At 47.8% G+C, this 24,564-nt stretch carries 20 protein-coding genes; 12 read left to right on the plus strand and 8 right to left on the minus strand.

The features are described from left to right. Positions 1-6: 6 nt before the first annotated feature. Positions 7-1,083, plus strand: a complete 1,077-nt coding sequence (locus V7051_RS15380) for a hypothetical protein (protein WP_333876334.1) — start codon at positions 7-9, stop codon at positions 1,081-1,083. Between the two features lie 213 nt (positions 1,084-1,296). Here the strand turns inward: V7051_RS15380 and V7051_RS15385 are convergent, their stop codons facing one another. From V7051_RS15385 to V7051_RS15415, 7 genes are all read right to left on the minus strand, one after another. Continuing rightward, positions 1,297-1,434 carry a type II toxin-antitoxin system RelE/ParE family toxin gene (locus tag V7051_RS15385; protein WP_333876336.1) on the minus strand — a complete coding sequence of 46 codons (138 nt, stop codon included), beginning with the start codon at positions 1,432-1,434 and terminating at the stop codon, positions 1,297-1,299. Between the two features lie 14 nt (positions 1,435-1,448). Then, positions 1,449-1,733, minus strand: a complete 285-nt coding sequence (locus V7051_RS15390) for a type II toxin-antitoxin system ParD family antitoxin (protein WP_333876338.1) — start codon at positions 1,731-1,733, stop codon at positions 1,449-1,451. A gap of 68 nt (positions 1,734-1,801) precedes the next feature. Beyond that, positions 1,802-2,359, minus strand: coding sequence for an L-threonylcarbamoyladenylate synthase (locus V7051_RS15395; protein ID WP_333876339.1), 558 nt, complete (start codon positions 2,357-2,359; stop codon positions 1,802-1,804). 60 nt (positions 2,360-2,419) lie between these two features. Further along, complete coding sequence (gene topA / locus V7051_RS15400) at positions 2,420-4,747, minus strand: type I DNA topoisomerase (protein ID WP_333876341.1); 2,328 nt, start codon at positions 4,745-4,747, stop codon at positions 2,420-2,422. Between the two features lie 96 nt (positions 4,748-4,843). After that, the gene (locus V7051_RS15405; protein WP_333876342.1) at positions 4,844-5,311 is read right to left on the minus strand and encodes a DUF494 family protein; all 468 of its coding nucleotides are present in this window, start codon (positions 5,309-5,311) and stop codon (positions 4,844-4,846) included. Between the two features lie 14 nt (positions 5,312-5,325). After that, complete coding sequence (dprA, locus tag V7051_RS15410) at positions 5,326-6,399, minus strand: DNA-processing protein DprA (protein WP_333876344.1); 1,074 nt, start codon at positions 6,397-6,399, stop codon at positions 5,326-5,328. Positions 6,400-6,428: 29 nt separating this feature from the next. Continuing rightward, complete coding sequence (locus tag V7051_RS15415) at positions 6,429-7,616, minus strand: LysM peptidoglycan-binding domain-containing protein (protein ID WP_333876346.1); 1,188 nt, start codon at positions 7,614-7,616, stop codon at positions 6,429-6,431. A 733-nt stretch (positions 7,617-8,349) separates the two neighbouring features. Between V7051_RS15415 and V7051_RS15420 the strand changes: the two genes are divergently transcribed. The 3 genes from V7051_RS15420 (at position 8,350) to V7051_RS15430 (ending at position 15,179) form a co-directional block, all read left to right on the plus strand. Next, positions 8,350-10,068 carry a peroxidase family protein gene (locus tag V7051_RS15420; protein WP_333876348.1) on the plus strand — a complete coding sequence of 573 codons (1,719 nt, stop codon included), beginning with the start codon at positions 8,350-8,352 and terminating at the stop codon, positions 10,066-10,068. A 100-nt stretch (positions 10,069-10,168) separates the two neighbouring features. After that, positions 10,169-12,715, plus strand: a complete 2,547-nt coding sequence (locus tag V7051_RS15425) for a galactose oxidase-like domain-containing protein (protein WP_333876350.1) — start codon at positions 10,169-10,171, stop codon at positions 12,713-12,715. A 13-nt stretch (positions 12,716-12,728) separates the two neighbouring features. Then, entirely contained in the window at positions 12,729-15,179 is a 2,451-nt protein-coding gene (locus V7051_RS15430) for a glycoside hydrolase family 31 protein (RefSeq protein WP_333876352.1), read from the plus strand. Between the two features lie 264 nt (positions 15,180-15,443). Here the strand turns inward: V7051_RS15430 and V7051_RS15435 are convergent, their stop codons facing one another. After that, on the minus strand, positions 15,444-15,836 hold the full coding sequence (locus V7051_RS15435) for a hypothetical protein (RefSeq protein ID WP_333876354.1): 393 nt from the start codon (positions 15,834-15,836) through the stop codon (positions 15,444-15,446). Positions 15,837-16,179: 343 nt separating this feature from the next. Here V7051_RS15435 and def point away from each other — a divergent pair, with 343 nt between their 5' ends. The 8 genes from def (at position 16,180) to V7051_RS15475 (ending at position 24,512) form a co-directional block, all read left to right on the plus strand. Beyond that, on the plus strand, positions 16,180-16,686 hold the full coding sequence (gene def / locus V7051_RS15440) for a peptide deformylase (RefSeq protein ID WP_333876356.1): 507 nt from the start codon (positions 16,180-16,182) through the stop codon (positions 16,684-16,686). Between the two features lie 2 nt (positions 16,687-16,688). Continuing rightward, the gene (gene fmt, locus V7051_RS15445; protein ID WP_333876358.1) at positions 16,689-17,615 is read left to right on the plus strand and encodes a methionyl-tRNA formyltransferase; all 927 of its coding nucleotides are present in this window, start codon (positions 16,689-16,691) and stop codon (positions 17,613-17,615) included. 7 nt (positions 17,616-17,622) lie between these two features. Further along, on the plus strand, positions 17,623-18,927 hold the full coding sequence (rsmB, locus tag V7051_RS15450; RefSeq protein ID WP_333876361.1) for a 16S rRNA (cytosine(967)-C(5))-methyltransferase RsmB: 1,305 nt from the start codon (positions 17,623-17,625) through the stop codon (positions 18,925-18,927). 195 nt (positions 18,928-19,122) lie between these two features. Beyond that, positions 19,123-22,251 carry a DUF499 domain-containing protein gene (locus V7051_RS15455; RefSeq protein ID WP_333876363.1) on the plus strand — a complete coding sequence of 1,043 codons (3,129 nt, stop codon included), beginning with the start codon at positions 19,123-19,125 and terminating at the stop codon, positions 22,249-22,251. After that, entirely contained in the window at positions 22,248-22,856 is a 609-nt protein-coding gene (locus V7051_RS15460) for a DUF3780 domain-containing protein (protein ID WP_334168752.1), read from the plus strand. Before V7051_RS15455 ends, V7051_RS15460 begins: the two co-directional genes overlap by 4 nt. A gap of 89 nt (positions 22,857-22,945) precedes the next feature. Next, positions 22,946-23,224, plus strand: coding sequence for a type II toxin-antitoxin system Phd/YefM family antitoxin (locus V7051_RS15465; RefSeq protein WP_333876367.1), 279 nt, complete (start codon positions 22,946-22,948; stop codon positions 23,222-23,224). 5 nt (positions 23,225-23,229) lie between these two features. After that, positions 23,230-23,634: a type II toxin-antitoxin system VapC family toxin gene (locus V7051_RS15470; protein WP_333876368.1), complete on the plus strand. Its 405-nt coding sequence runs from the start codon at positions 23,230-23,232 to the stop codon at positions 23,632-23,634. A 41-nt stretch (positions 23,635-23,675) separates the two neighbouring features. Continuing rightward, a complete protein-coding gene (locus V7051_RS15475) occupies positions 23,676-24,512 on the plus strand; it encodes a DUF1156 domain-containing protein (RefSeq protein WP_333876369.1) in 837 nt (278 codons plus the stop codon). Positions 24,513-24,564 lie beyond the last annotated feature (52 nt).

The following is a 24,564-nucleotide window of genomic DNA, read 5'->3' on the forward strand; positions in this document are numbered from 1 at the left end:
TAGTAGATGTCATCAATCCGCAAAAAACTTGTGTACTTGGATCAATCGTTCTTGTCAGATATATGCTTTCCTGCGAATGAGAAGGGAATCGAAAGACGTCTTTATCAAAAACTCTATGAACTGAAAATACAGCAGAAGATTTTTCTTATAGTGTCCGATATCCATAGTACAGAGACATCGGCTATCCCTGATGAATACACGGAAAATAGGACGATACTTTGGGAGTTCCAGAATAATCTTGCTAATGGGAATATCGCTGGCAATTTCTACGATGTTTTTGCTGCCCAGACCAGAAGAATGCTCATCGAACAAGATGGCGCTGATCCTTTCCCTTTTACCGATATCGGACTAGACGATCCCCATCGGTGGCAGGTTGGGATGAATGTTGTGCCTACGAACTCCTGGCGGCTAAGGTTAAATCGCGCATATGCGCGGCCTCGTGACGAGATAAACGAAAAATTCCTCAATATCATTGATCGACAAGTTAAGAATATACCTGACTGCCGTGGAGTTCGTGATTGTCTAAATCACGTTACCGAGCTTTGGCGCAACGATATACAGCAAGGTATTAATGCTTACAAACAACAATGTGAAATATTGTTGATAATGCAGCAGCTCACAGAAGAATTTGAAACTGGAAAGCCAATCTCCAACCAAATTCCACAACTATCCGATGTCCCGTTTCGCCGAATTATTAGAGATGTTGTAAATGGATTGGATGAGTCGGCTGCGCTCCAGCGATGGTCAGGGTTGTTGAAAAACAAGCCAATTCTAATATGCCCCGTCCTGCGAATTGAAATTGCTTTTGAGGCGGAACTACTCTGGATGCGGTGGCAAGGACATCGATCCAACCCCAAGAAATTCAATGCGAACTTCGGCATATCTCGCCAAAATGATATTGACCACGTTTCGACATTTGTGCCTTACGTGGACGCTTTGACGACTGACAATGATATGAGTAACCTCTGTCAGCGCGAAGTCGTGGCGGAAGAGCTAGCACGATTCCCGGCCAAGATTTTTTCCAAAAAGAATTACGACGAGTTTGAAACGTGGCTGGATTCATTGCTGGCAACAAGTGCATAGGATCAGCCGGACGGTCGATAGTTTTTCGTTGCCTGACATTTTAGCTACCAAGAAACATCAGTCAAAATAAATTGGGCAAATCACGAGCGCCATGTATGACACAGACAATCTGGATTCCGTTCGGCACGGTACGATACAAAATTAAATAATTGGCCCACCGCAAAATAGCGAAGTTCCGGGGCAATATCAGGCTGCAACCGGCCCATTAACGGATTATCGGCAAGCGCCATGAAAGCGTTGTTCAATATCATCAAGCACACGATCCGCTGCACTGGGATTATCCTGAGCGATATAAATCCATATCTCAATCAGGTCTTCCTCGGCTTGCGCGGTTCGGTAAATCACAGACATAAAGTCTTATATTTCTAATGCTGCTCTGCGTCTTGTTGGGACAAAAACCGTTGCCGGGCTTTTGCTTTGATTGCGTTCATATCGGCCAAATGACCAGGGCCGCTGTCCAGTCCGGCTTGCCAAAGGTTACGCAGCTCTTCGATTTCATTCTGTTGCAAAGAACGTTTCTGCTTCCAATCGCGCAAAGCCTCGCGGATAACCTCGCTACTGTTGGCATATTCGCCGCTTTCGACGCACTGGCGGACTATCTCTGCCATTTCAGGGGTTAAAGCAATGCTTAATTTTTCAATATGGGCCATGATAGGAACCTCCTGATTTCATAGTATTAATAATTCCTTCCAATAGCAATATCTCTGAGCTTTTATGATCAACGCAACCGCGTTCCGCTCACCGCATCATAAATAGCAGTTTCCTGCCCAAGCTCACCGACTTTGCCGTGAACGATAAAAATATCGGCACCGGCAAACGTTTTTAACAGTTTTCTAGATTCTTTGATGGCGGTCCGGGTTGTAGGATTGGCGCTGGTGGAAACTAACGGGCTGCCGAATTGGGCGCATAAATCGCGGGCTATCGGGTGATTGGTGACTCTGACTGCCAGCGATTGATGTGCGCCTTTCAGCCATTTTGGTACCCAGGGCTGGGCAGGGATAACCCAGGTGATAGGGCCGGGCCAAGTGGGTGTTATTCGCTCGATGATAGTTTGGTCTAAAATGAGGTAAGGGCATAGTTGCTCAAGCGATGAGGCGATAAGGATCAGGCCTTTTTCTATTGGGCGCTGTTTGATGTCGAGCAGGGCCATTACCGCCTCTTCGTTGAGCGGGTCGCAGCCTAAGCCGTAGACGGCTTCTGTGGGGTAAGCAATCACGGCGCCTGCTTTGATATGGCGGACGGCGTTTTTTATTTTGAAAAAGGAGTGATAGGGCATTTTCGAGTTTAGTTATAGCTAGGGGCGGATTTATCCGCCCAAAGACGAATGAATTCGTCCCTACAATGTGCCAGATTCTTTTGGCCCCTGCACATCCGCAGGATCGCCTTCATACGGCGTTGCATATTTGCAGTCCTTTTGCGGACAAACTTTTTCCACGCCGCGCCGTTTGGTTTCTTTGACGGTCAAGATAGGCCATTCGCATTCCGGGCAGCTTTCTTTTATCGGCGCATTCCATAAGGCGTAATCGCATTTTGGATATTCCGAGCAGGAATAGAATATTTTGCTGTTCCGGGATTTACGCTTGAGGATGTTGCCCTTTTTGCATTGCGGGCACTCAACGCCGGTATCCGTCGGTTTTTCTAAAGGCTCGATATGCTTGCATTTGGGATAACCGCTGCAACCGATGAATTTACCGTAGCGGCCGGTTTTAATCACTAGAGGCGATTCGCATTTAGGGCAAACTCGGCCTTCCACAACTTCGGGTTCGTCGCTGGCGCCGCCATCATCGTTCAGGTTTCGGGTATAGGAGCACTCAGGGTAGTTGGTACAGCCGATAAACCGCCCGTTCCGGCCCAAGCGGATGGACAGCGGGCTGCCGCAATCGGGGCATTTTTCGTCAATGGCTTCCTGGGTGACATCTTTGCGCTGGACGCTTTCCTCTTTTTCCTGAATCAGGGTAGTAAAAGGTTTCCAGAAGTCGTGCATCAATGGAACCCAGTCTTTTTCTCCCCGTGACACCGCATCGAGTTCATCTTCCAGGTTAGCGGTAAAATCGTAATCGACGTATTTGGTGAAATGTTCGGTCAGGAATTTATTGACGATTCTGCCGACATCGGTCGGATAGAAGCGTTTGCCGTCCAGAGTCACGTATTCCCGGTTTTGCAAGGTCGAAATAATCGACGCATAGGTCGATGGGCGGCCGATACCGTGTTCTTCAAGGGACTTTACCAAGCTGGCTTCGCCGTAGCGTGGCGGCGGCTCGGTAAAATGCTGTCCGGCATTAATATCATTGAGCTGGACCGGGCGGCCTTCTTCCATCGGCGGCAAGAAGCTTTCCTTGTCGTCGCTTTCGTTGCTGTCGTCTTTTCCTTCCAGATAAACAGTCATAAATCCGGGAGAGGCGATCGTGGAGCCGGTTGCCCTGAATGTGTGTTTGCCGTCGGCGCAGGTCAAATCGACGGCGACCATGTTTAACGTAGCGTGAATCATCTGGCAGGCGATGGTGCGCTTCCAGATCAGTTCATAGAGTTTGAACTGCTCAATACTCAGGTGGCTTTTTAACTGGCTCGGCGAGTATCTTGGATAGGTCGGGCGTATGGCTTCGTGCGCTTCCTGGGCGTTTTTCGACTTGGTCTTGAAGACTCTCGGATCTTTAGGCACATTTTCAGCGCCGTAGTTTTCGGCAATCAGCGCACGGATTTCTTCGACGGCGTCTACCGACAGGTTAACCGAGTCGGTACGCATGTAAGTGATCAAACCTGCGGTTTCGCCGCCAATATCGATGCCTTCATAAAGCTGCTGGGCGACGATCATCGTGCGTTTGGTGGTGAAACCCAGTTTGCGCGAGGCTTCCTGTTGCAGCGTCGAGGTGATGAACGGCGGGGCAGGGTTGCGTTTTTGCTGTTTCTTTTCCAGCTTGGCAACCATTAATTGGCCGTCAGCGGCATCCAGTAAAGTTTGCTTGGTTTTTTCCGCCAGCTCTTCATCGGTGATGCTGAATTGCGTGACTTTTTCGCCATTAAACTGGGTCAGTTTGGCTTTAAAGGCTTGCTCCTGAGCAGTTAATGCGGCGTCAATCGTCCAGTATTCGCGCGTTTTAAAAGCCTCGATTTCCAGCTCGCGCTCGACGATCATGCGCAAGGCGGGGCTTTGTACCCGGCCTGCTGAAAGGCCGCGGCGGATTTTTTTCCATAATAACGGCGACAGGTTAAAGCCGACCAGATAATCCAAAGCACGGCGTGCCTGTTGGGCATTGACCAAACTGATGGCGACTTGCTCCGGGTTAGCGATGGCTTCAGTGACGGCTTTTTTAGTGATTTCGTGGAACACGACCCGGTGCACCGGCTTGTCTTTCAGCAGCTTTTTTTCTTTCAGCAGCTCAAGCAAATGCCAGGAAATGGCTTCTCCTTCTCTATCAGGGTCAGTCGCCAAGTATAGGGTGTCTGCGGTTTTAAGAGCCTTACTGATAGCTTGCACGTGCTTTTGGTTGCGTTCGATAACTTCGTATTTCATCGCGAAGTTATTGTTCGGATCAACTGCACCTTCTTTTGGGATCAGGTCGCGGACGTGTCCATAAGAGGCTAAAACTTGAAAGTCCTTACCCAAATATTTTTCTATGGTTTTGGCTTTCGCAGGCGATTCTACAATGACGAGATTCTTACTCATTTATTCAAAAAGGTTTAGGGTGAAGGGTTCAAGAAGTAGGGTTCAAGGTGAAAGGTACGTTTCTTGAACCTTTCACCTTGTAGTTTTGAACCTTAATTAATGCAAATAAGTCGGAATAAGGTCATAGACGATATCTTCCATCCTGGAGAAAGCGATTTCCTCATCCGGCTGACTGAGTAATACCATCAGCACTATCCATTTGAGCTTTTCCATTGATAATTCTTCATTTTCCAGCGCCATGGCGCGGTCGATGACAATTTCCCGGTTGGCTGAATTCAGGATGCCGCTATGTTCAAGGAACATAAGTAAATTGCGGCATTCAATATCCAGCCTGGCTTTTTCCTGGCTGCAAAAAACACGGAATGCAGGCGACGCGGATGTTTTTATTGCCCGTTGCAGGCTAAGCGATTCGAGCCAGTCGAAAGCCTTGTTAACTTCGATTTGTTCAAAGCCCGCTTCCAGCAATTCCGTTCTGACGATATCACTATCCGGAAAGATTTCAATTTCATCTTCCATATAGTTTTCGAATAAGTACATCAGGACATCAAAAATATTTTCTTTCATAGGTTTTTAGATATTTATTTGATTCGAGTATAGCAACCGCCGGCGGTTGCCTCTATGTATCCTTGCAGTTCCAGAATCAGTAACATTGAAGAAATAACTTCGACGGATTCGTTGGCGTTTTCTACCAGAGTATCAATAGAAGTTGGGCTAAACATGACAAGATTCAATAATGTTTGCTGCTCCAGGTCAAGCGTTGATTGCATTGTTAGTGGGGATGAATATTCATCCTGTTGATTGTATTGATTTAATTCCTCAAGAATATCTTGGGTTGTTTCAACAAGTTTTGCTCCTTCACGAATTAGCGCGTTGCAACCCCGGGCCAGCGGGTTATAAATGGAGCCGGGTATCGCAAAAACTTCACGGTTTTGTTCGAGAGCCATGCGCGCAGTAATTAACGAGCCGCTTTGTTTGGCGGCTTCAACCACCAACAGGCCTTGGCACAGTCCGCTGATAATACGGTTGCGTCTGGGAAAGTGGTTGGCTTTGGCCGTTGTGCCGGGCGGAAACTCCGAGATTATCGCGCCGGTATTGACGATTTCAGTGGCGAGGTCTTTATGCCGTGCGGGGTAGACGCGATCCAGCCCGGTTCCGGCCACCGCAATCGTATAACCATTGGCCTTTAATGCGCCTTGATGGCTGGCTGCATCGATGCCTAAAGCCAGCCCGCTGGTGATCACAAGGCCGCAGTGGCTCAGGGTTTTAGCGAAATTAAAGGCGATTTCCAGGCCTGAAGTCGAAGGGTTGCGGCTGCCCACGATAGCGATTTGCGGCAGCGATAACAGTTCGGGGTTACCGCGTACAAACAGGATAGGCGGAGGATCGGATATTTCCTTTAATTGGGAGGGATAGTTTGCGTCATTGAGGGTGATTGCGCAGTTATTTTGTTGACTTAACCAGTTCAAATCGTAGTCGATAAGCGTCCAGTCGGGATTCCTGATCGCATTGACGATGTCGCTTTTTAAACCTAAGGCCCTCAGTGCAGATGATGATTCTGCAAATAACTGCGCCGGGTTATGGCGTTCGAGCAAGCGAAGAAATGTTCGGCAGCCGACCCCTGGCGTGCGTAATAGTGCAAGCCAGTATTTCAAGTCTTGGTCGAATTGTTGTGCGTTAATGTTCAGGGGGTTTGAACTTTGTCTAAAACGTGAAGTGCCTGGTCTGCTCGCATGACCAGCGCATAACTGACACGGTCGAATGGGCGGAAAACCATCAAGGTGCCGGCAACTTCATCAGGAAGATTAACGGTATCATTTTTAATGGGGCTGAAAGAGTCGCTGACAATTTTGCCGCTTTTATAGATATTCAGCTCGTGCCCGACTAAAAGGCCGTCTGCGGTGCCTTTGTCTATTACAACCACGTTATACCGGCCAATTTGGGAAACGCCGCCCAGCACACTGATAATGCTGCCTTTGAGGCTTTGTTTAGGCGGACGAGGGAAATAATTTAACGCAACATCTTGTTCAATATTGGGCATAATCCGGTCGCCTGTGCGGATCTCACGATTGGCCTTGGTTATGGCTAGCGTTGCCGGGTCGCCAGGGTGCTGCAAGGAAGCGTCGGCAATGTATTGAGCCTCATAACCCAGGATTTCTCCATTTTCCGGGCTGATATAAGCGTTTCCCGGTCGGTAAATCGTATAGGACAGGGTTTTGGGCTCGGTTATCGAACGCACATAAACACGATCGCCAGTGCCTACAATGATATGTTCTCCTGCAAAGCCGACTACATAAGGTGAGCTGCCCAGTTCATCCTCATCCACTACTTTAGGCGATGTCAGGTAACTCGCTATGGCTTCAGTGGGGATTAATCTGATGGCCTGCTTCAGGTCTGTTTCCCTAATACAAGGTACTACCTTTCCATCTTTGGAAACGGCAAAGTCTTTGCGGCCATGATTGTAGTCGTCTTCCTTAAGCACGCAGGTGGAATTGAGGGCGGCTTGGGCTTGAGGAAAATCGCTTCTGGAAAGACTAAGCTGCGGTTTGCCGTTTACGATGGAAAAATAAATAGTATCGCCGGGATAAATCAAATGAGGATTTTTGATTTGAGTGTTGTGGCTCCATAACTCGGGCCATTGCCAGGGGTGAGTCAAAAATTTACCGGATAGCTCCCATAAAGTATCGCCTTTGACGACGGTATATTGATCGGGATGGGAGGGATTTATTTGTATTTCATCACGGGCTGTCCATGCCCGTGCCCCTGTGGGCGCATTGCGTGCTAATCCGCTCCAGGCGGATTGGTCATCAGCCCATGCGTTTAAGCAGAGCAAGAGAGAAATTATCACTCCAGTGAGTGTTCGAAAAGCCATGTCGGATTCCTGTCGAGTCTTTTTGTACTATCTGAATAAAAAGTTTAGATGAATCCAGATAGAAATCCAGTCTGAAAATAAGCTGTTGATTTGACAGGCTTAGAGGTTACGTTGTTTCGGTAAAGTGTGACATTTAAGGGGTGCTGATTAACTTATCTATTCTTACACTAAGCGTTGACGGTTACAAGTAGCGGTCTGATAAAAACGGCTACCCTGGTAGGTTGTAAAATAGCTCAGCCAAGGCAAGGAATCCAGTGATGAATCAAAAACGTCGAATATCTGATGCTAATTTCAGGCAGTGCGAGTTTGTCGATATCCCTCCTGCAGCCGACACGATCTGCCGATAATTATCTCTTTTTTTACAAGATTTGAACCGTCCTGGCTAAGTAGGTATTCACCCCAATTGCTCATTTGGGCTTGTCGTTTATAGAATGTAACTGGATGTCTTATCGCACTTCACATCGTAGGCATCTGTATCTATATGTAAGTGACCACATTTTAATTCTAAAGCCGTATTCTAAGTTTTTATAAGGGCATGAAAGTTATCAATAACTTTAAAAAATATTATTAATATTTTGACTGGCTCAAGGCGTATAAACTTTTATAAATACCATAGTAAAACCAGACAACTAATAATTTGATTTTTAGTTGTGTGTACACAGCCGTCTGGCCGCATCAAAATTTCATGCCATGTTTTTAATGATTATTGACTCATCATTGCAAGGAAAATGAAATGACTACTAAAACCAACAATAATAAATCCAAAGCCGGTCATGGTGGAGGAATAAGAGGCAGCGATGTCCAGGATCGCTCCTCTCAGTTTGAAGGCCGCTTCGGGCGGATGTTTCGGACGCTTCCTGCTGCGGATTTTGATATCGCCGATCTTCATATGCTGGCTAAAGCAATGATTGCAGACCCGGAAATACAAATGGAGAATGGCAAGCCGAAACGCGACCCCAAAACCAATTTCTTTATTCCGATTGCCACCAAGGAAGATGAGGTCGATGACGAAGAAAATTTCGGCATTCCAGCCGGTTATACTTATCTCGGGCAATTTATCGATCACGATCTTACCTTTGATCCGGCCAGCAGTCTGCAAAAACAGAATGATCCTGACGGGCTGACTGATTTCCGTACGCCTCGCTTCGATCTGGATTGCATTTATGGCCGTGGCCCGGACGACCAGCCGTATATGTTCGATGGCAACAAATTCTTATTCGGACGTGAGCTCACTGAGGGCGGCGTACATAAAGGCAGATTGGATCTATTGCGCATACCGGCCAATAATCGAGCAGTGATCGGCGACAAGCGGAACGATGAGAATGTCATTGTGTCGCAACTACAGGGGGTATTTCTACGCTTTCACAATGCCATAGCCGACGCCAAAGGCAAAGATGCGTCGTTTGCCGAAGTACAGCAGGAAGTTCGTTGGCATTACCAATGGGTTGTGTTGCACGATTTTCTGCCCCGGATTGTGGGAGAGCACACTTATAACGAACTTCTTCCCCATATCAAGAGCGGTAAACGGATATATGATGATCCGCCGAGACTGCAATTTTACTTACCGAAATATGCGTCCTTTATTCCTATTGAATTTAGTGCTGCCGCCTATCGGTTCGGGCATTCCATGGTGCGGCCGATCTATCGGTTAAACACTGAACTGGGAAAAAACGCATCCGCCGATGAAATCGAGCGCGGCGTGGATGGACGTCAATTCATTTTCGCGGCTGTTCATACCGAAGGTCTGAATGGTTTTCGTGCATTTCCTGACATCTGGAGCATCAATTGGAATCTGTTTTTCGAGATTGACAGTAAGCTTTCCACCCATAATCTGGGTAAATCGCGCGTACAGGCATCCTATAAAATTGATACATCCCTGGTTAATCCATTGGCTTTCCTTCCTGAGTTTTCAAAACTGAATGCCGATGACCTGGAACGCGATAGTGACGGGAATCCGGTACCCGTCGATCCGGTGAAAAGCCCTTCCAGCCTGGCGCTTCGTAATCTCCTGCGAGGCTTGAGCATGGATCTGCCCAGCGGTCAGGATGTGGCCCGATGTATGGGCTATGCACCACTCAGGGATGAAGATATTTTGATAGGCAAGGCCACTTTCAGCAATGAGTTTGGAGCGGCTGCCGAGAGAAATCGCTCGATCATAGAATATGGTAAAAGCTTTGCCGGTAAGGCTCCCCTTTGGACTTACATTTTGGCGGAAGCACAGCATGACTGGCGTCTACGTGCACGAGGCAAAACCGAGCAGGAGGCGAATGCGTTGCCGGTTCATCTTGGCAAGGTGGGCGGCCGGATTGTTGCGGAAGTTTTTATTGGTCTGTTGTTGGGTGATAGCCATTCATTTCTGTCACAAAACCCGAACTGGAAGCCCTCCAAAGTTGGTCTGGACGGACGTTTCGACATTTCGGACCTGATCCGGATTGCGTTAGGCGCTAAATAGACTGACGCTAAATATCTCAATTGAACTCAGTGCCTTGCCGCTGTCGGAAAACAAGGCGCTGGATCAATCCTTTCAAGACATATTGAATTGAGGTTAACCCATGGCGCTATCCTTCAATCAAATACCTGACTGGGTTTCTTGGGAGAATCAGGGAGCGAATCTTGCAACGGCCGATCTTGACGGCGACGGTAAGCCGGAATTAATTGTTTTACGCGTGGATCATCCGGTCCCTGGTCCCAATCGGGGTTTTTATCGGGTCGGACGAGGGCTTGATGCCAATGGCAAAGTTATAGGCGGCTGGGGACCCTGGATCGAAATTCCAAATTGGCAATCAAACGCGAATCAAGGTGCGGGCATAGCCGTTGCCGATTTTGGAGCCCAAGGATTAGGGCTGGTGGTGTTTCAGGTTCAGCACGTGGTGCCCGGCCCGAACAGAGGGCTGTTTCGTATAGGCCGTAAACTTGACGCGCAGGGCAATGTCACCGGCGGCTGGACCGATTGGCAGCAAGTTCCCGACTGGATATCATGGAGCGATCAAGGGGCGGCGATTACTGTGGCCGACCTTAGCGGCGACGGTCAGCCCGAACTTGTCGTATTTCATATCGACGACTTTCACACTGATAATCCCAACCGTCCCAACAAAGGCTTCTATAGGGTGGGCAGCCACCTTACTCCGGATGGACATATTGGCCAATGGAACGACTGGATCGAAGTGGACTGGTTTTCCTGGTTCAATCAGGGCGCCGGGATAGCGGTGGCCGACCTGGACGGCAATGGACGCCCTGAGATCATCATTTTTCAAATCGACAATCCGCCGGGAGAAAACGCCGGATTCTACAGGGTCGGCTGGAACCTCGATCAACAAGGCCGCATACAAGAGGGTTGGGGACCCTGGGTCAGGGTGGATGGTTGGCAGTCTTTTGAGGATCAGGGCGGCGGATTCGCACTTGCGGCTTTCGGTGGCGGTAGGCCCAAAGCGGTCATCTTGCATGTGGACAACCCGCCACAGCTTAATGCAGGACTGTTTGCGGTTACCGATCTTACTCTCGATATTGACACAGCCGATACTAAAGGCGTGTGGCGGTTGTTGCTGTATTTTTCTGAAGTGTTGCCGGTTCACGCTGCGCTTCTGCATACCGGTAAAGTGCTGTTTTTTGCCGGTTCCGGCAACAGTGCATTCCGTTTCCAGCCTGCTTTCTTGGGGAATGAGGCGCAGCAGATCTTTACCAGCGTGGTCTGGGACCCGACAAGCAATGTCCTGGATAACAAAGCATTTAACCCGCCGCCGACGCTGCGCCGACCCGACGGCACCGTGGTCGATTTCTTTTGCTGCGGCCATGCTTTTCTCCCCGATGGCCGTCTACTGGTCGCGGGCGGGACCGGGCAGTACGACAAAAAAATCGTGAACCAGCAAATGCAAGACGCCGGTCATGGATTTGCCGGGATTCGCGATGTGCTTATTTTTAATCCGCTCACCAACAAATGGACGTTCGTCCAACCGATGGCGCACGGACGCTGGTATCCGACGGTTGTCTGTTTGAGTGATGGCACAATTCTGGCCGCGTCGGGTTTGGACGAACAGGCCAAGGGACTCGACAACAATACCTTGGAGAGGAACACCGACCCGGATCATGTCGGCTGGACCAAGACCAGGGACTTCAACTTGCCTCTTTATCCGCATCTGTTTCAACTCCGCGATGGCCGATTATTTTTCACGGGTGGCAAGATGGACACGAATGGCGATTCGTTTCCCTTTGTATTCGATCCGATCAATCCTACCCCTTCTGCGAACGTGAATGGCTTGACCGATACCGGCCAATGCAACCAGTGCGCGAGTGTAATTTTGCCGCCCGTGCAAACTCAGCAGATCATGATTCTCGGCGGCGGCCCGGAAGATCTGGATGACCCGAACGCTCTGCGCGGAAAAGCGACCCGGCGCGTGGCTGTCGTGGACTTCACCGCCACACCGCCGCAGTATCGGCTTAAGCAGGAGCTTAACCACGAGCGAATGCATGTCAACGCGGTACTATTACCGGACCGTACTGTGATCGCCGTGGGCGGCGGCGTCACCCGGGAAGCCAGTGCCCACAGCAGAGTGGTCGACCCCGAAGGCGGACGCGAAGTATTCGAGGCGGAAATCTACGACTTGGCCGCCAATACCTGGACAGTGACGGCTCCAGCAACCGTGGCCCGGCTCTACCATTCAGTGGCGCTGCTGCTGCCCGACGGCCGCGTTCTCGCTGCTGGAGGCAATCCCGATAAAGGATCGCAGACCCAGTGGCTGCCGCCGGATCCGCTGGAAGAAGAGCGGCTGGAGATTTTCAGTCCGCCGTATCTGTTCAAAAAGAATTCCCGCCCAACGATCGACAACGTGCCGCCCCAAATTGCTTACGGCGGCAGGCCTGTGATTCGTACGCCGCAGGCCGCGCAGATCAAGTGGGTCAGTCTGATTGCGCCAGGGCTGACCACTCACTCTTTCAACGGCGCTCAGCGCGTCGTCGACATTCCATTCACCGTCACGCCTCCCAACTTGTTGAATGCAGTGATACCGAATGAGCGTAACATTGCGCCGCCCGGCTGGTACATGCTTTTCATCACCGATAACGATGGCGTGCCGTCGGTTGCAAGTTGGGTTCAATTGTCCTGATAGGGGGAATATCATGGCCAAATCATTCCCTCAGAATATTCAATGGTTGCTTACGCCATCGGGTCCGTTTATCGCATTCGATGCGGGTGATTTGCAGGGACGGATTTACCAAAACACCGGACACATTGAAATCGCGGGTCCGGATTTAGCGGGAAATCCGAAAGCAAACCGCATTCATTTTTCTCCCCCGGCAGTTCAAACCGGACAAGGCTCTATGATGATCGGGGCCGTAACCGGCTCAAAGGCGCTGGCTAATGGGCTGGAACTGAAACAAAAGTTAGGCACAGCCCTGATTACCGGTCGCCTGACATTTCCGCATCAAGGCGTGATGCGCTACGAAGTCGTTGATTGGGGCGGTGTCGTTCCGGTCGCAACGGCTATTGCAGCGCCATCTGATAGTCACGAGCATTTCTATGGCTTCGGCGAAAAGTTCAATAGTTTCGACCAATCAGGAAAGAATGTTCGAATAATGACGTTTGATGATCCCGGCATAAAAAATGATCATTCGTACAAAGTATCGCCGTGGTTTGTCAGCACGCGGGGCTATGGGCTGCATCTCGATTCTTCTGCCGAGAGCGTTTTTGACATGCGTGCCGCAGCACCGGATCGTTACGTCGTCACTCATCTTTTTTCAACCTTGCGATTTAATATCGTGTACGGTCCAAAGCTCACCGACATCTTGTCTCGCTATACAGGGTACACAGGACGGCCACCGCTTCCGCCGCCGTGGACATTCGGCCCGTGGATTTCGTCCGATATATGGAGGAGCGGCGGCGAGGTTCGTTATGCGGTGACTCAATTTCGCAAACGAGGATTACCGGCATCGGCATTTGTGTTCGATTCTCCTTGGGAAATCGCCTACAACGATTTCAACTTCAATATGACCCAGTTTGGGCAAGACGCGACTATTGACGGGATGCATTTCCCCGGGTTTGCCTCATTGGCCGAAATGATGAGTTTTCTTCAAACCAACGGCTTAAAGGTTATCTGTTGGATGACGCCCTTCATTAACACGGCATCTACTAACGATAATGTTCCCGGACAAAACCTAGGTAAGTCTGCCAATTATGATGAAGCGGCAAGCAAGGGTCTTTTTGTGCGTACATCCGCAGGCGGTCCGCCGTTGCTTGTAACCTGGTGGAAGGGGCATGGAAGTCCAATTGATTTTACCAATTCCATGGCGCGGCAATGGTTGACAGATCAACTCAAGAAACTTGTCGAACAAGCGAGTGTGCCGACTCTTTCAGGGTCTAAAGAGACAAGCATTGGCGGCTTCAAAACGGACGATGGCGAAAGTAGTAATGGCCCCAACACTTACATTCCGATCACAGCCCAATACTCGGACGGACGCACAGGCGTTGAGATGAGGAATGGCTACTGCGTTGAGTACCACAAGACGGTTGCAAGTGTGCTGGGTAACGAAGGCATATTGTTCGCGCGTAGCGGATTTGTGGGGTCGCATGCATTTCCAAGCTCTTGGGCTGGAGATAATGAACCCAATTTCGGCGACAATGGCTTGCCCAGTGTAATCATGGCAGGGCAATCCGCGGCGATGAGCGGGTATGCCATCTGGGGACATGATACGGGGGGCTATCAGGACACGAACTTCAGTATATCGCCACCGAATCTGTTTATGCGCTGGACGCAATTCGGCTGCTTTTCTCCTATTATGCAGATGCATCGGCAGGTTGCGAAAGAGCGGCAATATCCGTGGAAATATGGCGACCAAGCTCTTAACAATTTCCGCTTCTTTACGAAACTGCATACCCGTCTCTTCCCTTATATATACACCTATGCAAAGCTGGCAAGCGCAACAGGTTTACCGATCATGCGTCCGCTGGTGCTGATGGATCAATCCGATCCGAATACTTTTAATATCAAACATACCTATCTTTTTGGCAATGAGTTTCTGGTTGCTCCGATGATTAAGCCCAACGCGGTCACAAGGCAATTGTATTTGCCCGCAGGGAACTGGATCGATTTTTGGGATCACACTACGCATGCCGGAGGGCAAACCATCACTTGGTCAAATTCAAATCAGCTGCAATTTCCGGTCTTTGTCAGAGCGGGATCCATCTTGCCGATGCTTTTGACCGAAGTGGAAACTTTGTGTGACGCCAATTACGTCAACAACACAGCAATAAAAACAGTAGACGATGGGCTGCTTTTCCAAATTTATAGAGCAGGGTCGTCACATTTTTCGGTCTATGATGGAACTGAAATCAAGTGCATGGTCGATTCGGGGAGCACGGTCATTACGCTGTCATCTGTCGAACGTCATATACAGTTGCAGGTTCTGGGAAATGAACCAGTCGTGATTACACGGGATGGGCTTGTATTAACCAAATTTGCGACCGCGGCTGAGTTTGACGCAGCCGAAACCGGATGGCGGACTGACGAGCAGGCTCAAGTGTTTTTTATCAAATTTCTGCATAGGGGCGGAACAACTACGATTAAGTTCTGAATCAAGGTCGCGTCTATTGCTTTGTCTGGAGGTGTAGAACAAGGCGGACAAGCTCCGCTAAGCGACGGCCTTATGCCATTTCATTACTGATCCGGGTAAATCCATGGCATGGGTTAGCACAGATTGTTTCGTTAAGTTTATCGGCTTGGTTTTTCAGGTTCAGTTGACTCCGCTCCTTGCTCAACAGCTGCTTTATACCGATTGAATGTGTCGTAGGATAAGTCTGCTTAGAACGTCAGATTAGTCATTCAATATTCTGGTTGTTTACCATAGGTAACGTTTCTTATCCGTTTTGCCTTTACAAACATCTTCAACGCATTTAATGAGACTTTTCTCACACCGCAAATTATCGAGGTCTTTAATCCATTGATCGGTTTCACCGATCCTGCCAGTATCGATAGTGATATTGGCGGATGGCGTCACTACCGACTCCGGGAACTTTGTAGATGCAAGTAGCCTGCATTGACTGTCTTGTTTTTTACATTCAAGCACACAATCTTTTGCTTTTTGGCTGTTGTCGGTTTTAAACTCCCATACATAAGGACGCTTAACTAAGCCATCAGGTGTGTAATCAGGATCGCCAGCATGCTGTGGATTTACAGTATGCTGGCAACCACTCATCAGTAAAACAACGCTGGTCAATATAATTAATTTCATGTCTGTCAACTCCTTCCACTGACTGTTTTCAGTATTCATTTACGATGAAGAGCATTAATAATTCCTCAATTACGGGTATGTCAGTCCGTAATTAATTGAGTTTATCATTTTTGCAAACCCTTACCTGATAATCTATTGCTACGGTTTCCTGCGTGTTAGTCAGAACCCTATCAAGCGTGATGTTTTCAAGTTTGATGGGATGAAAGCGCCGCCGCTCAGACTTTTACCCTCATGATGTATCGCCGCAAGAGAGAATGCCTGTAAGCCTTTATAACCGTGATGTTTCCAGATTGTTCAAAAACAGATAGAATTCCGGTATTCAATTATTATAGTGGTGAGTTTGTTGAGTATTCTATCTATTCTCGAGTTTCCTGATGAACGCTTGCGGAAGAAGGCTGCAATCGTAAAAAAGGTCGATGATAAAATTAAAAAATTGGTCGATGATATGCTGGAAACCATGTACAAATCACATGGTGTAGGATTGGCTGCGACGCAGGTTAATGTGCATCAGCGGATAGTCGTCATTGATGTCAGTGAGGAAAAGGACTCCCCGTTATGTTTAATCAATCCTGAGATTATCGAAAAAGACGGCGTTAAGGAGTCTGAAGAGGGCTGTCTTTCGGTTCCCGGCTTTTTTGAAAAAGTAACCAGGGCTGAGCATATCATAGTGAAAGCGCTCGACAGGGAAGGAGAGCCTTTTGAATTAAGCGCCAGGGATTTGCTGGCCGTCTGTGTTCAGCATGAACTGGATCATTTGGATGGGAAACTGTTCGTTGATTATATTTCATCGTTAAAACGGCAGCGAATTAAGAAAAAATTGGAAAAAATTCATAAAATGGAAGTGAGCTGAGCATGAAGATAATCTTTGCCGGAACCCCTGAATTCGCCGTGCCTTGTTTACAAATGTTGCTGGATTCGGAACATGAAGTTTGCGCGGTTTATACCCAGCCCGACCGTCCGGCGGGCAGAGGCCGTAAGTTACATCCCAGTCCGGTCAAGGAGCTGGCTCTAGCTGCCGGAATTCCTGTGTTTCAGCCGCTTACTATGAAAACCAGTGAGGACTTGCAACAGATCAGCGCATTCAATGCCGATTTGATGGTGGTGGTCGCTTACGGAATGATTTTAACGCAAGCCGTTTTGGATGTGCCCAAATTGGGCTGTATTAATGTTCATGCTTCCTTGTTGCCGCGCTGGCGCGGCGCCGCACCGATTCAACGTGCATTAATGGCGGGCGATGAAAAAACCGGCGTCACCATTATGCAGATAGTGCGCAAACTGGATGCGGGCGATATGCTGCACAAGGAAGAATGCGTTATTGGTCCGACCGATACGGCCGGCGATTTGCATGATAAATTGGCCGCGTTGGGCGCTATAGGTCTGTACAAGGTGCTGGCGCAAATTGAAGACGGAACCGTCCGCCCCGAGTCGCAGGATGAGTCTTTAGTGACTTATGCCGAAAAACTGGAAAAAAGCGAAGCCGTTATCGACTGGAATCAGCCGGCAGCTGGTATCGCTCGAAAAGTAAGAGGGCTAAATGCATGGCCGGTCGCCCAGACACTTTATCAGGGCAATGTGTTGCGCATTTGGCAGGCGGTGGCGGTGGATGATGATGCGTCTACATTGGAGCCCGGCGTAGTGCGCTGTGTCGATAAAAACATGGATGTAGCGACCGGCTTAGGTTACTTAAGGCTGCTGGAAGTACAGCTGCCTGGCGGAAAACGCATGCCTGTCCAGGCTTTTCTCAGTGCTCACGATGTTAATGGAGCCAAATTAAGTTGAATACTCAGTGAATACAAGATTAGTCGCGGCCCGTGTATTGTCACGCGTTTTGCAAGACGGGCAGTCTTTAACCGCCGCCCTGGATAATGCGCTTTTAACCATAGAATCGGGTAAAGACAGGGCTTTCATTCAGGCGCTATGTTACGGTGTTTGTAGGCAATTTCACCGGCTGGATTTTATTTTAAGTCAATTATTGGACAAGCCGTTAAAAGATGCCGATGTTAAGTCGCTGGCTTTGGTCGGTTTGTATCAGCTCAACTTCATGCGCGTAAAACCCCATGCGGCGGTGTCCGAAACGGTTTTAGCCACGCGGAAAAAGCCGTGGGCCAAGTCGCTAATCAATGCAGTTCTCAGAACCTACCTGAGAGAGCAGGAAGGGCTTGAACATAAAGCCGATAAATTTCAGGTCGCAGCCCTGAGTCATCCTGACTGGCTGATCAAGCAAGTCGAGCAGGATTGGCCTGAGCAGGCGCTAACAATATTGCAGGAAAATAACCGCCAACCGCCGATGGTGCTGCGCGTCAATCTGGCGAAAACCAGTCGCGAGCACTATCTGCAATTGTTGGCAGAGAAGGACATAGCGGCTGAAATCGTCGGTTTTTGCCCGTCGGCGATCATGTTGGATAAACCGGTGCCCGTGGATTTATTGCCCGACTTTGCCGACGGTTTGGTATCGGTTCAGGATACCGCCGCGCAATTAGCGGCCGGGTTGCTGGATGTGCAACCGGGACATCGAGTGCTGGATGTGTGTGCCGCACCGGGCGGAAAAACCGCGCATATTCTCGAAAATCAATCGCAACTCAAAGAGTTGGTCGCCGTCGATATAGACGAGTCCAGAATGCAGCGGGTCAGTGAAAATTTGCAGCGTTTGAAATTGCAGGCCAAGCTGCTGGTTGGCGATGCGGCAGATCCTTCAGGCTGGTGGGACGGTAAGCCGTTTGACCGGATTTTACTGGATGCGCCATGCTCAGCCTTGGGGGTTATCCGTCGTCACCCCGATATTAAATTATTGCGCAGAGCCGAGGACATCGGGCAGTTGCAGGCTTTGCAAAAGTTCATCCTGCAAGCCGTTTGGCCGCTATTGGCGCCCGGCGGGCTATTGTTATATGCGACCTGTTCCATTTTAAAACAGGAAAACGAGCAACAGGTTCAAGCTTTTCTAGCCGAACACAGCGATGCAATCGAATTGCCGATAAATGCCGACTGGGGAGTTGCCGGAGCATGCGGCCGCCAGATTGTTACCGGTGAATCGGCAATGGACGGGTTTTATTATGCACGGCTTAAGAAAGGTTCACCGCGAACGAAATTGTGACGCTGGAAACGAGTTGTGATGTATAAACCTGACATCAACCCAGTGCCATAGAGCCCTTTCGGGTACTAAATATGATTTAAAATACCATACAACTTTGTGCATCTAAACTTAAGCCAGCCTATTAATATAGGCTCTGTATTTGTGAAATTACCTCACTGATGACGCTAATAAAAATCAAAATGGAAGTGAAGCAATATGAATCTCAGTAAAGTCTGTAAACCTCGTCAAAGTGTTTTTGAACGATCCCGTAGAGATGTTGTTTTAAATATTGATGACTTGTTGAAAGATCGGATTAGTCCTGATCAGTTCTTTGATGAAAACTTTATTACTTTGGGGATGCAGACCTTACTGGATAAGGTCTTCGAGCGCCTAGAGGGACGTAGCAATCAGGCGAGTACCTTCTTACTTAGTCAGGCGATGGGTGGTGGTAAAACGCATAGCATGATCGCTTTAGGATTATTAGCCAAAAACCCTGCACTACGCTCAAGGATTCTGGGCAAAGACGGACAAGGCTCTCGTTTAGGCGCAATTCGGGTAATTGGTTTTAATGGTCGGGAATCAGATGCGGCGTTTGGTATATGGGGTGAGCTTGCCGAACAACTGGGTAAGAAGGAAGTGTTTCGTGACCTGTATTCGCCTTTAAGCGCACCTGGTGCAACTGCCTGGATTAATTTACTTAAAGGTGAACCCACCATCATCTTTTTGGATGAGTTACCGCCGTATTTTGCAAACGCCAAGGCCAAGGAAATTGGCGAGACAACATTGGCGCATGTCACTAACACGGCTTTATCCAATTTAATGGTCGCGGTTGACCGGCCGGAATTATCCAATGTTTGCGTAGTTATTTCTGATCTTAAGGCGACGTATGAAGATGGTTCAAATGAACTTAATCAAGCCTTAGAAAATCTTGCCAATGAAACTAACCGATCATCATTACGCTTAGAGCCTGTTAATCCTCAAGGCGACGAGCTCTATCATATTTTACGCACTCGCTTGTTTTCTGACTTACCCGACGATGAAACAATAAAAGCAGTCGCTCAGGAATATGCTGAAGCCGTTCGTAAAGCCAAGCAAATGGATATTACCAATGCGACACCGGAATCCTTTGCAGCACAGTTAATTGAATCTTATCCTTTTCATTTTTCAATCCGTGATCTGTATGCACGGTTTAAAGAAAATCCAGGGTTCCAGCAAACACGCGGTTTAATTCGATTAATGCGCGTCATCGTTGCAGACATGTATACGGCAAACGGTAAAGGTGTCCTTCGTGCCGATCAGGTTAAATTAGTTCATCCGTATGACTTTAATCTAAACAACGAAGAAATACAGTCAGAAATCCGCGCCATTAATCCATCTTTAACAGAAGCCATTACCCATGATATTGCCAAAGACGGACATTCAATAGCCGAATCGTTAGATATTCGCTTAGGAACAACCGATGACGCTCAAGACGTAGCCAAGCTCATATTGGTAGCCTCATTAGCCGCTGTTCCCGGTGCTACGCACGGTTTGCGCGAAAGCGACATTGTCAGTTTTCTATGTGCACCTGGACGTGATATTTCTGCGGTTAAAAAGAATGTCATTGATTACTTGCCTACACAAGCCTGGTATTTACACCGTAGTATTGACGGCCGTTTATTTTTCAAAAACATTCAAAATCTGGCTGCCAAACTTCACAGCCAAGCCAATTCCTATAACGAAGAGACTTGTTTAAAAGAATTGCGCAACTATACCGCCGGTTTATTTACACTACATGACCGTGATTGCTATCAAGATATGCGCGTTCTTCCGGCATTGGATGAAGTTGAATTAAAAATGGATAAGGTTACCTTAATCATTACTCAACCCGCCACCAATCCGGTACAAAACAGTAAGCTCAGCGAGGAATGGCAAAAGTTCTTTGACAGTGCCGACTTTAAAAACCGCGTGTTATTTTTAACCGGCAGTCATCGCAGTATGGGACGACTGATTGAGCAAACTCGACAATACAAAGCTATCACAGACATTTTGGCGGAATTTAATTCCGAGCGTATGGCTACCAGTGATCAACAATATCGTGATGCCGAAAACTCACAGGACAAAATCACACTGAGTTTACGCAGTGCATTACAAGAAACCTTTACTACCCTTGTTTATCCCGGCAAAGACAACGCCTTGCGCGTAACGGATTACCGTATTCATTTTGAAAACAATCAATTTGACGGTGAAAAGCTGATTCGCGACACTTTAGGCCAAAAAGGCAAATTCACCACGGATGTCAGCAGTGATACCTTTCGTAAAAAAGTTGAAGCGCGATTATTTCGTAACCAACAAAAGTCCCAGTGGAATGAAGTGCTCCGAACCGCTGCGACCAATACTGACTGGAATTTTCATGATCCCAAAGCACTTGATGCACTTAAGTCAAAAATGCTTGATGTATCGGCTTGGGTCGATGATGGCGGCATTATTAACCGTACACCGCCGAAGCCTGAAACTCAGGTCAATATTCAGTTATTAAGCCGTAATCCAGATACCGGCGAGGCTAATTTAAAAATCACTCCGATCAATGGAGACAAAGTGCTTTATGAGTTGGGCAATAGCTCGCCCAGCTCAGCATCTATGGATGTTGCGGAAACTGAAGGTGGTTATTCGCGCTTTAGCACTAGCGATATGCATGTCAGTTTTTTATGTGTCGATAGTCGTGGCGTACATGAAGAAGGCAGTGTTTATTGTTGGGAAAACACCTTGCAACTTAAGCATGAGGTTATTCAACAAGGCGATAAGTGGCAAGTTGAACTAAAAGCGGTTCCTGGTGCTGCGAAAATACGCTATACCACGGATGGCTCAGATCCAAGCACTTTAGGCGCTGTTTATGACAGTGCCTTTGAAGTTCCTGCGTCCAGTCGGTTTGTGCAGGCCATCTCTACTAAAGACGGCATTCAATCGCGACTTGAAAAAATCGATATGGATCAGTATCGAAATAAAACAGTGGTCATTGAACCGGCAAAACCATTGACCTGGAATGCTGGCAAACTAGGAACCTTATCTGCAAAAGCGGCTTTTGACTTTATTGAACAACTCATAAAATACGAAGGAATGGCGCAAGGTCTTATTATGGATGTGTTTGCCAATGATGACTCAGCGTCACTAACCTACAGCACTGAAGCATCTTTTACTTGCACAGGCGAAGACATCAAAGCAATATTGGACAAACTGCAAGGCGTGATGAAAGGTAGCCAGGTTAGTATCAGCGTTGAAGAAGTTAAGTTTCAGAGAGGCCAACAACTAACCGATTGGCTAGCAGAAATAGGACACCAACTTCAACCCGGCGAAGTGCGTCAATGACTGTAGCCTTAAAAAAATCGCAGCCCTTGGGCTTCGGCTTTGATCAAGAACAAACCGAGCACTGCTTTATTGTTACGATACCCATCTCAAAAGCAAAAGATGCTAAGGTACTTATTTCCGAACATTTTCACTGGATTAAACCGGAAAAAGGTCAAGAAACATCCCCTACCTTTAATGATATTGATGCCCAATTAAAGGCGGTTTTAAATCGTCACACCTGGGAACAAATAGAAGAACATGTTAAGGCAGAGTTTAATCGCCGCTTACGCAACTTGGGTGTGAAAACCGGCCAGTGGCTTAAAAAAGGTCAGATACCGGTTGATAGAACTCTAGGCAAAGAGCTCACTTTGTTAGCCTGGGCTTTAGAAGATGCAGATCCCGAGTTATCAGTCGCAGCCGTACATAACTGGCTGGGCCTGGTGCCTGAAGAACGCTGGTGGCTTTATACCATGACCAATGCCGCCACTGGCCATGCAATTAATGGTCGTAATAAAGGCTGGCGTAAAGCTGTGCGTTTTGCGTTAACAGAAAATCCAGTAATGGAAGGTGTGTTGCGTAATCGCAAGGCAGAGTTTGAGCTGTCGTTAATGTCAGGGAAAATGTAGGCAGGGATAAACAGTCTATAACAAACTTGATAGTCAACATGGAAAGCCTTATTATAGCTAAAATTATAGCCATAATAGAGCGCACGCCGATGAAAACCAGTACCATAGCCGAGGCAAAAAACAACCTGTCACAATTGATACATCAGCTTGAAACGGATGAGCCTATTCATCTGACCAGGCATGGTAAGCCGGTTGCAGTCATGTTGTCAGAGGCCAATTATCAAAAGCTCACCCATAAAGACAATAGTTTGTATCAAGCCATCCAACAATGGCGTAATCAATTGAAGGGTGATAGCGCGTTGACGGAATCAGAACTTAAAAATTTACGCGCTGCAAGTCAGGAGCGAGAGTTTTCATGGGACGAATAATCTATTTGCTGGATAGCAATATCCTGTCAGAACCGGCACGCTTAAAGCCTGATGATACGGTGTTAAAACATTTTGCCAATCACGACGGTGAGTATGCAACGACCGCAATTGTCTGGCATGAGCTGGTGTATGGTTGTGAATTACTGGCAGCGTCAAAAAGAAAAAAGCAACTCCAATCCTATTTAGAAATGCTGTTGCTTAATGGTTTGATTGTTTTGCCTTATGACCAAGCCGCCGCAGACTGGTATGCAATAGAGCGGGCCAGATTACAACGCCAAGCACTTACCTGTGCTTATGCGGACGGTGAAATCGCCGCGATTGCCGTTACTCAAAAATTAACCTTAGTGACTCGAAATACCCAAGATTTTGAGAACTTCCAAAATTTAGACTTACAAAACTGGTTTGAATAAGTAATTCAGTTCTTTCTAGCCTACCAAATTGTTTACCTACTATGCCACAAACCGATAAGACCTTTATTGAAACACAGTTTCCTGTGTCCTTAATATCCAAAGAATCCTATAAAGAGCGTAAAGCAGGATCTGGACAAACATTAACCGGATTGGGTAAATGGTGGGGGCGTAAGCCATTGATTTTAATTCGAGCCTCTATTCTGGGTATGTTAATGCCTGCCAGTAGTAATCCACAAAAAGACCGCGAGATTTTTTTGAAAATTCTGACGATGGATAACGAAGGATTATGGCAACGTCGTTCGACATCAATTTCAGCAAAAATAATAGCCGAATGGCTACCAGAACAGGAAACAAAGCTTTATTTTGAAGTCAATAATCGTGGTGGCATACGTTGGACAAAGGGCTTAGAGCAAGCAATAAAAGATATAATTACCCGTCGCTATTTCGACCACTTAAGTTACGACGAAAAGCTGGAATATTGCGTTCGCCCAGAGCAAATCGAAGGTCCAAGTGTACCTGCATGGCAAGACATTAACTCGCACTTAGGCACTACAGCAAACAACATTCAACAATTGATAGACCAGCTTGGGAAAAACCGTTTTGGTCATACTCCCCGAGTAGGTGATGCGTTTTGCGGCGGTGGTTCAATTCCGTTTGAAGCCGCGCGTATCGGTTGTGAAGCCTATGGTTCAGACTTGAACCCAGTCGCAGCTCTGCTGACTTGGGCCAGTATTAACCTGATTGGTGGTGGAAAAGAAGTACAGGAAAAAGTACAAGCAGTGCAACAAGCCGCTTTTGCTGCGGCGGATGAACAAATTACTGAATGGGGGGTTGAGCATAATGAGAAAGGCTGGAGGGCTGATTCTTATTTATATTAGTCATCTTTCCTAAATAATCAGTATGGCACCCATCTTTATAGGGTTAAAATAA

It is taken from the genome of Methylobacter sp. (genome assembly GCF_036845245.1).
Lineage (GTDB): Bacteria > Pseudomonadota > Gammaproteobacteria > Methylococcales > Methylomonadaceae > Methylobacter_A.

Bases quoted from the DNA above. Each gene is read 5' to 3' on its own strand.
- V7051_RS15415 (WP_333876346.1), bottom strand. From the start codon at position 7,616: ATGGCTTTTCGAACACTCACTGGAGTGATAATTTCTCTCTTGCTCTGC.
- V7051_RS15455 (WP_333876363.1), top strand. From the start codon at position 19,123: ATGAATCTCAGTAAAGTCTGTAAACCTCGTCAAAGTGTTTTTGAACGA.
- V7051_RS15380 (WP_333876334.1), top strand. From the start codon at position 7: ATGTCATCAATCCGCAAAAAACTTGTGTACTTGGATCAATCGTTCTTG.
- V7051_RS15430 (WP_333876352.1), top strand. From the start codon at position 12,729: ATGGCCAAATCATTCCCTCAGAATATTCAATGGTTGCTTACGCCATCG.
- fmt (WP_333876358.1), top strand. From the start codon at position 16,689: ATGAAGATAATCTTTGCCGGAACCCCTGAATTCGCCGTGCCTTGTTTA.
- V7051_RS15475 (WP_333876369.1), top strand. From the start codon at position 23,676: ATGCCACAAACCGATAAGACCTTTATTGAAACACAGTTTCCTGTGTCC.
- V7051_RS15405 (WP_333876342.1), bottom strand. From the start codon at position 5,311: ATGAAAGAAAATATTTTTGATGTCCTGATGTACTTATTCGAAAACTAT.
- V7051_RS15465 (WP_333876367.1), top strand. From the start codon at position 22,946: ATGAAAACCAGTACCATAGCCGAGGCAAAAAACAACCTGTCACAATTG.
- V7051_RS15460 (WP_334168752.1), top strand. From the start codon at position 22,248: ATGACTGTAGCCTTAAAAAAATCGCAGCCCTTGGGCTTCGGCTTTGAT.
- V7051_RS15420 (WP_333876348.1), top strand. From the start codon at position 8,350: ATGACTACTAAAACCAACAATAATAAATCCAAAGCCGGTCATGGTGGA.
- V7051_RS15385 (WP_333876336.1), bottom strand. From the start codon at position 1,434: ATGTCTGTGATTTACCGAACCGCGCAAGCCGAGGAAGACCTGATTGAG.
- V7051_RS15390 (WP_333876338.1), bottom strand. From the start codon at position 1,733: ATGGCCCATATTGAAAAATTAAGCATTGCTTTAACCCCTGAAATGGCA.
- V7051_RS15425 (WP_333876350.1), top strand. From the start codon at position 10,169: ATGGCGCTATCCTTCAATCAAATACCTGACTGGGTTTCTTGGGAGAAT.
- topA (WP_333876341.1), bottom strand. From the start codon at position 4,747: ATGAGTAAGAATCTCGTCATTGTAGAATCGCCTGCGAAAGCCAAAACC.
- V7051_RS15435 (WP_333876354.1), bottom strand. From the start codon at position 15,836: ATGAAATTAATTATATTGACCAGCGTTGTTTTACTGATGAGTGGTTGC.
- V7051_RS15395 (WP_333876339.1), bottom strand. From the start codon at position 2,359: ATGCCCTATCACTCCTTTTTCAAAATAAAAAACGCCGTCCGCCATATC.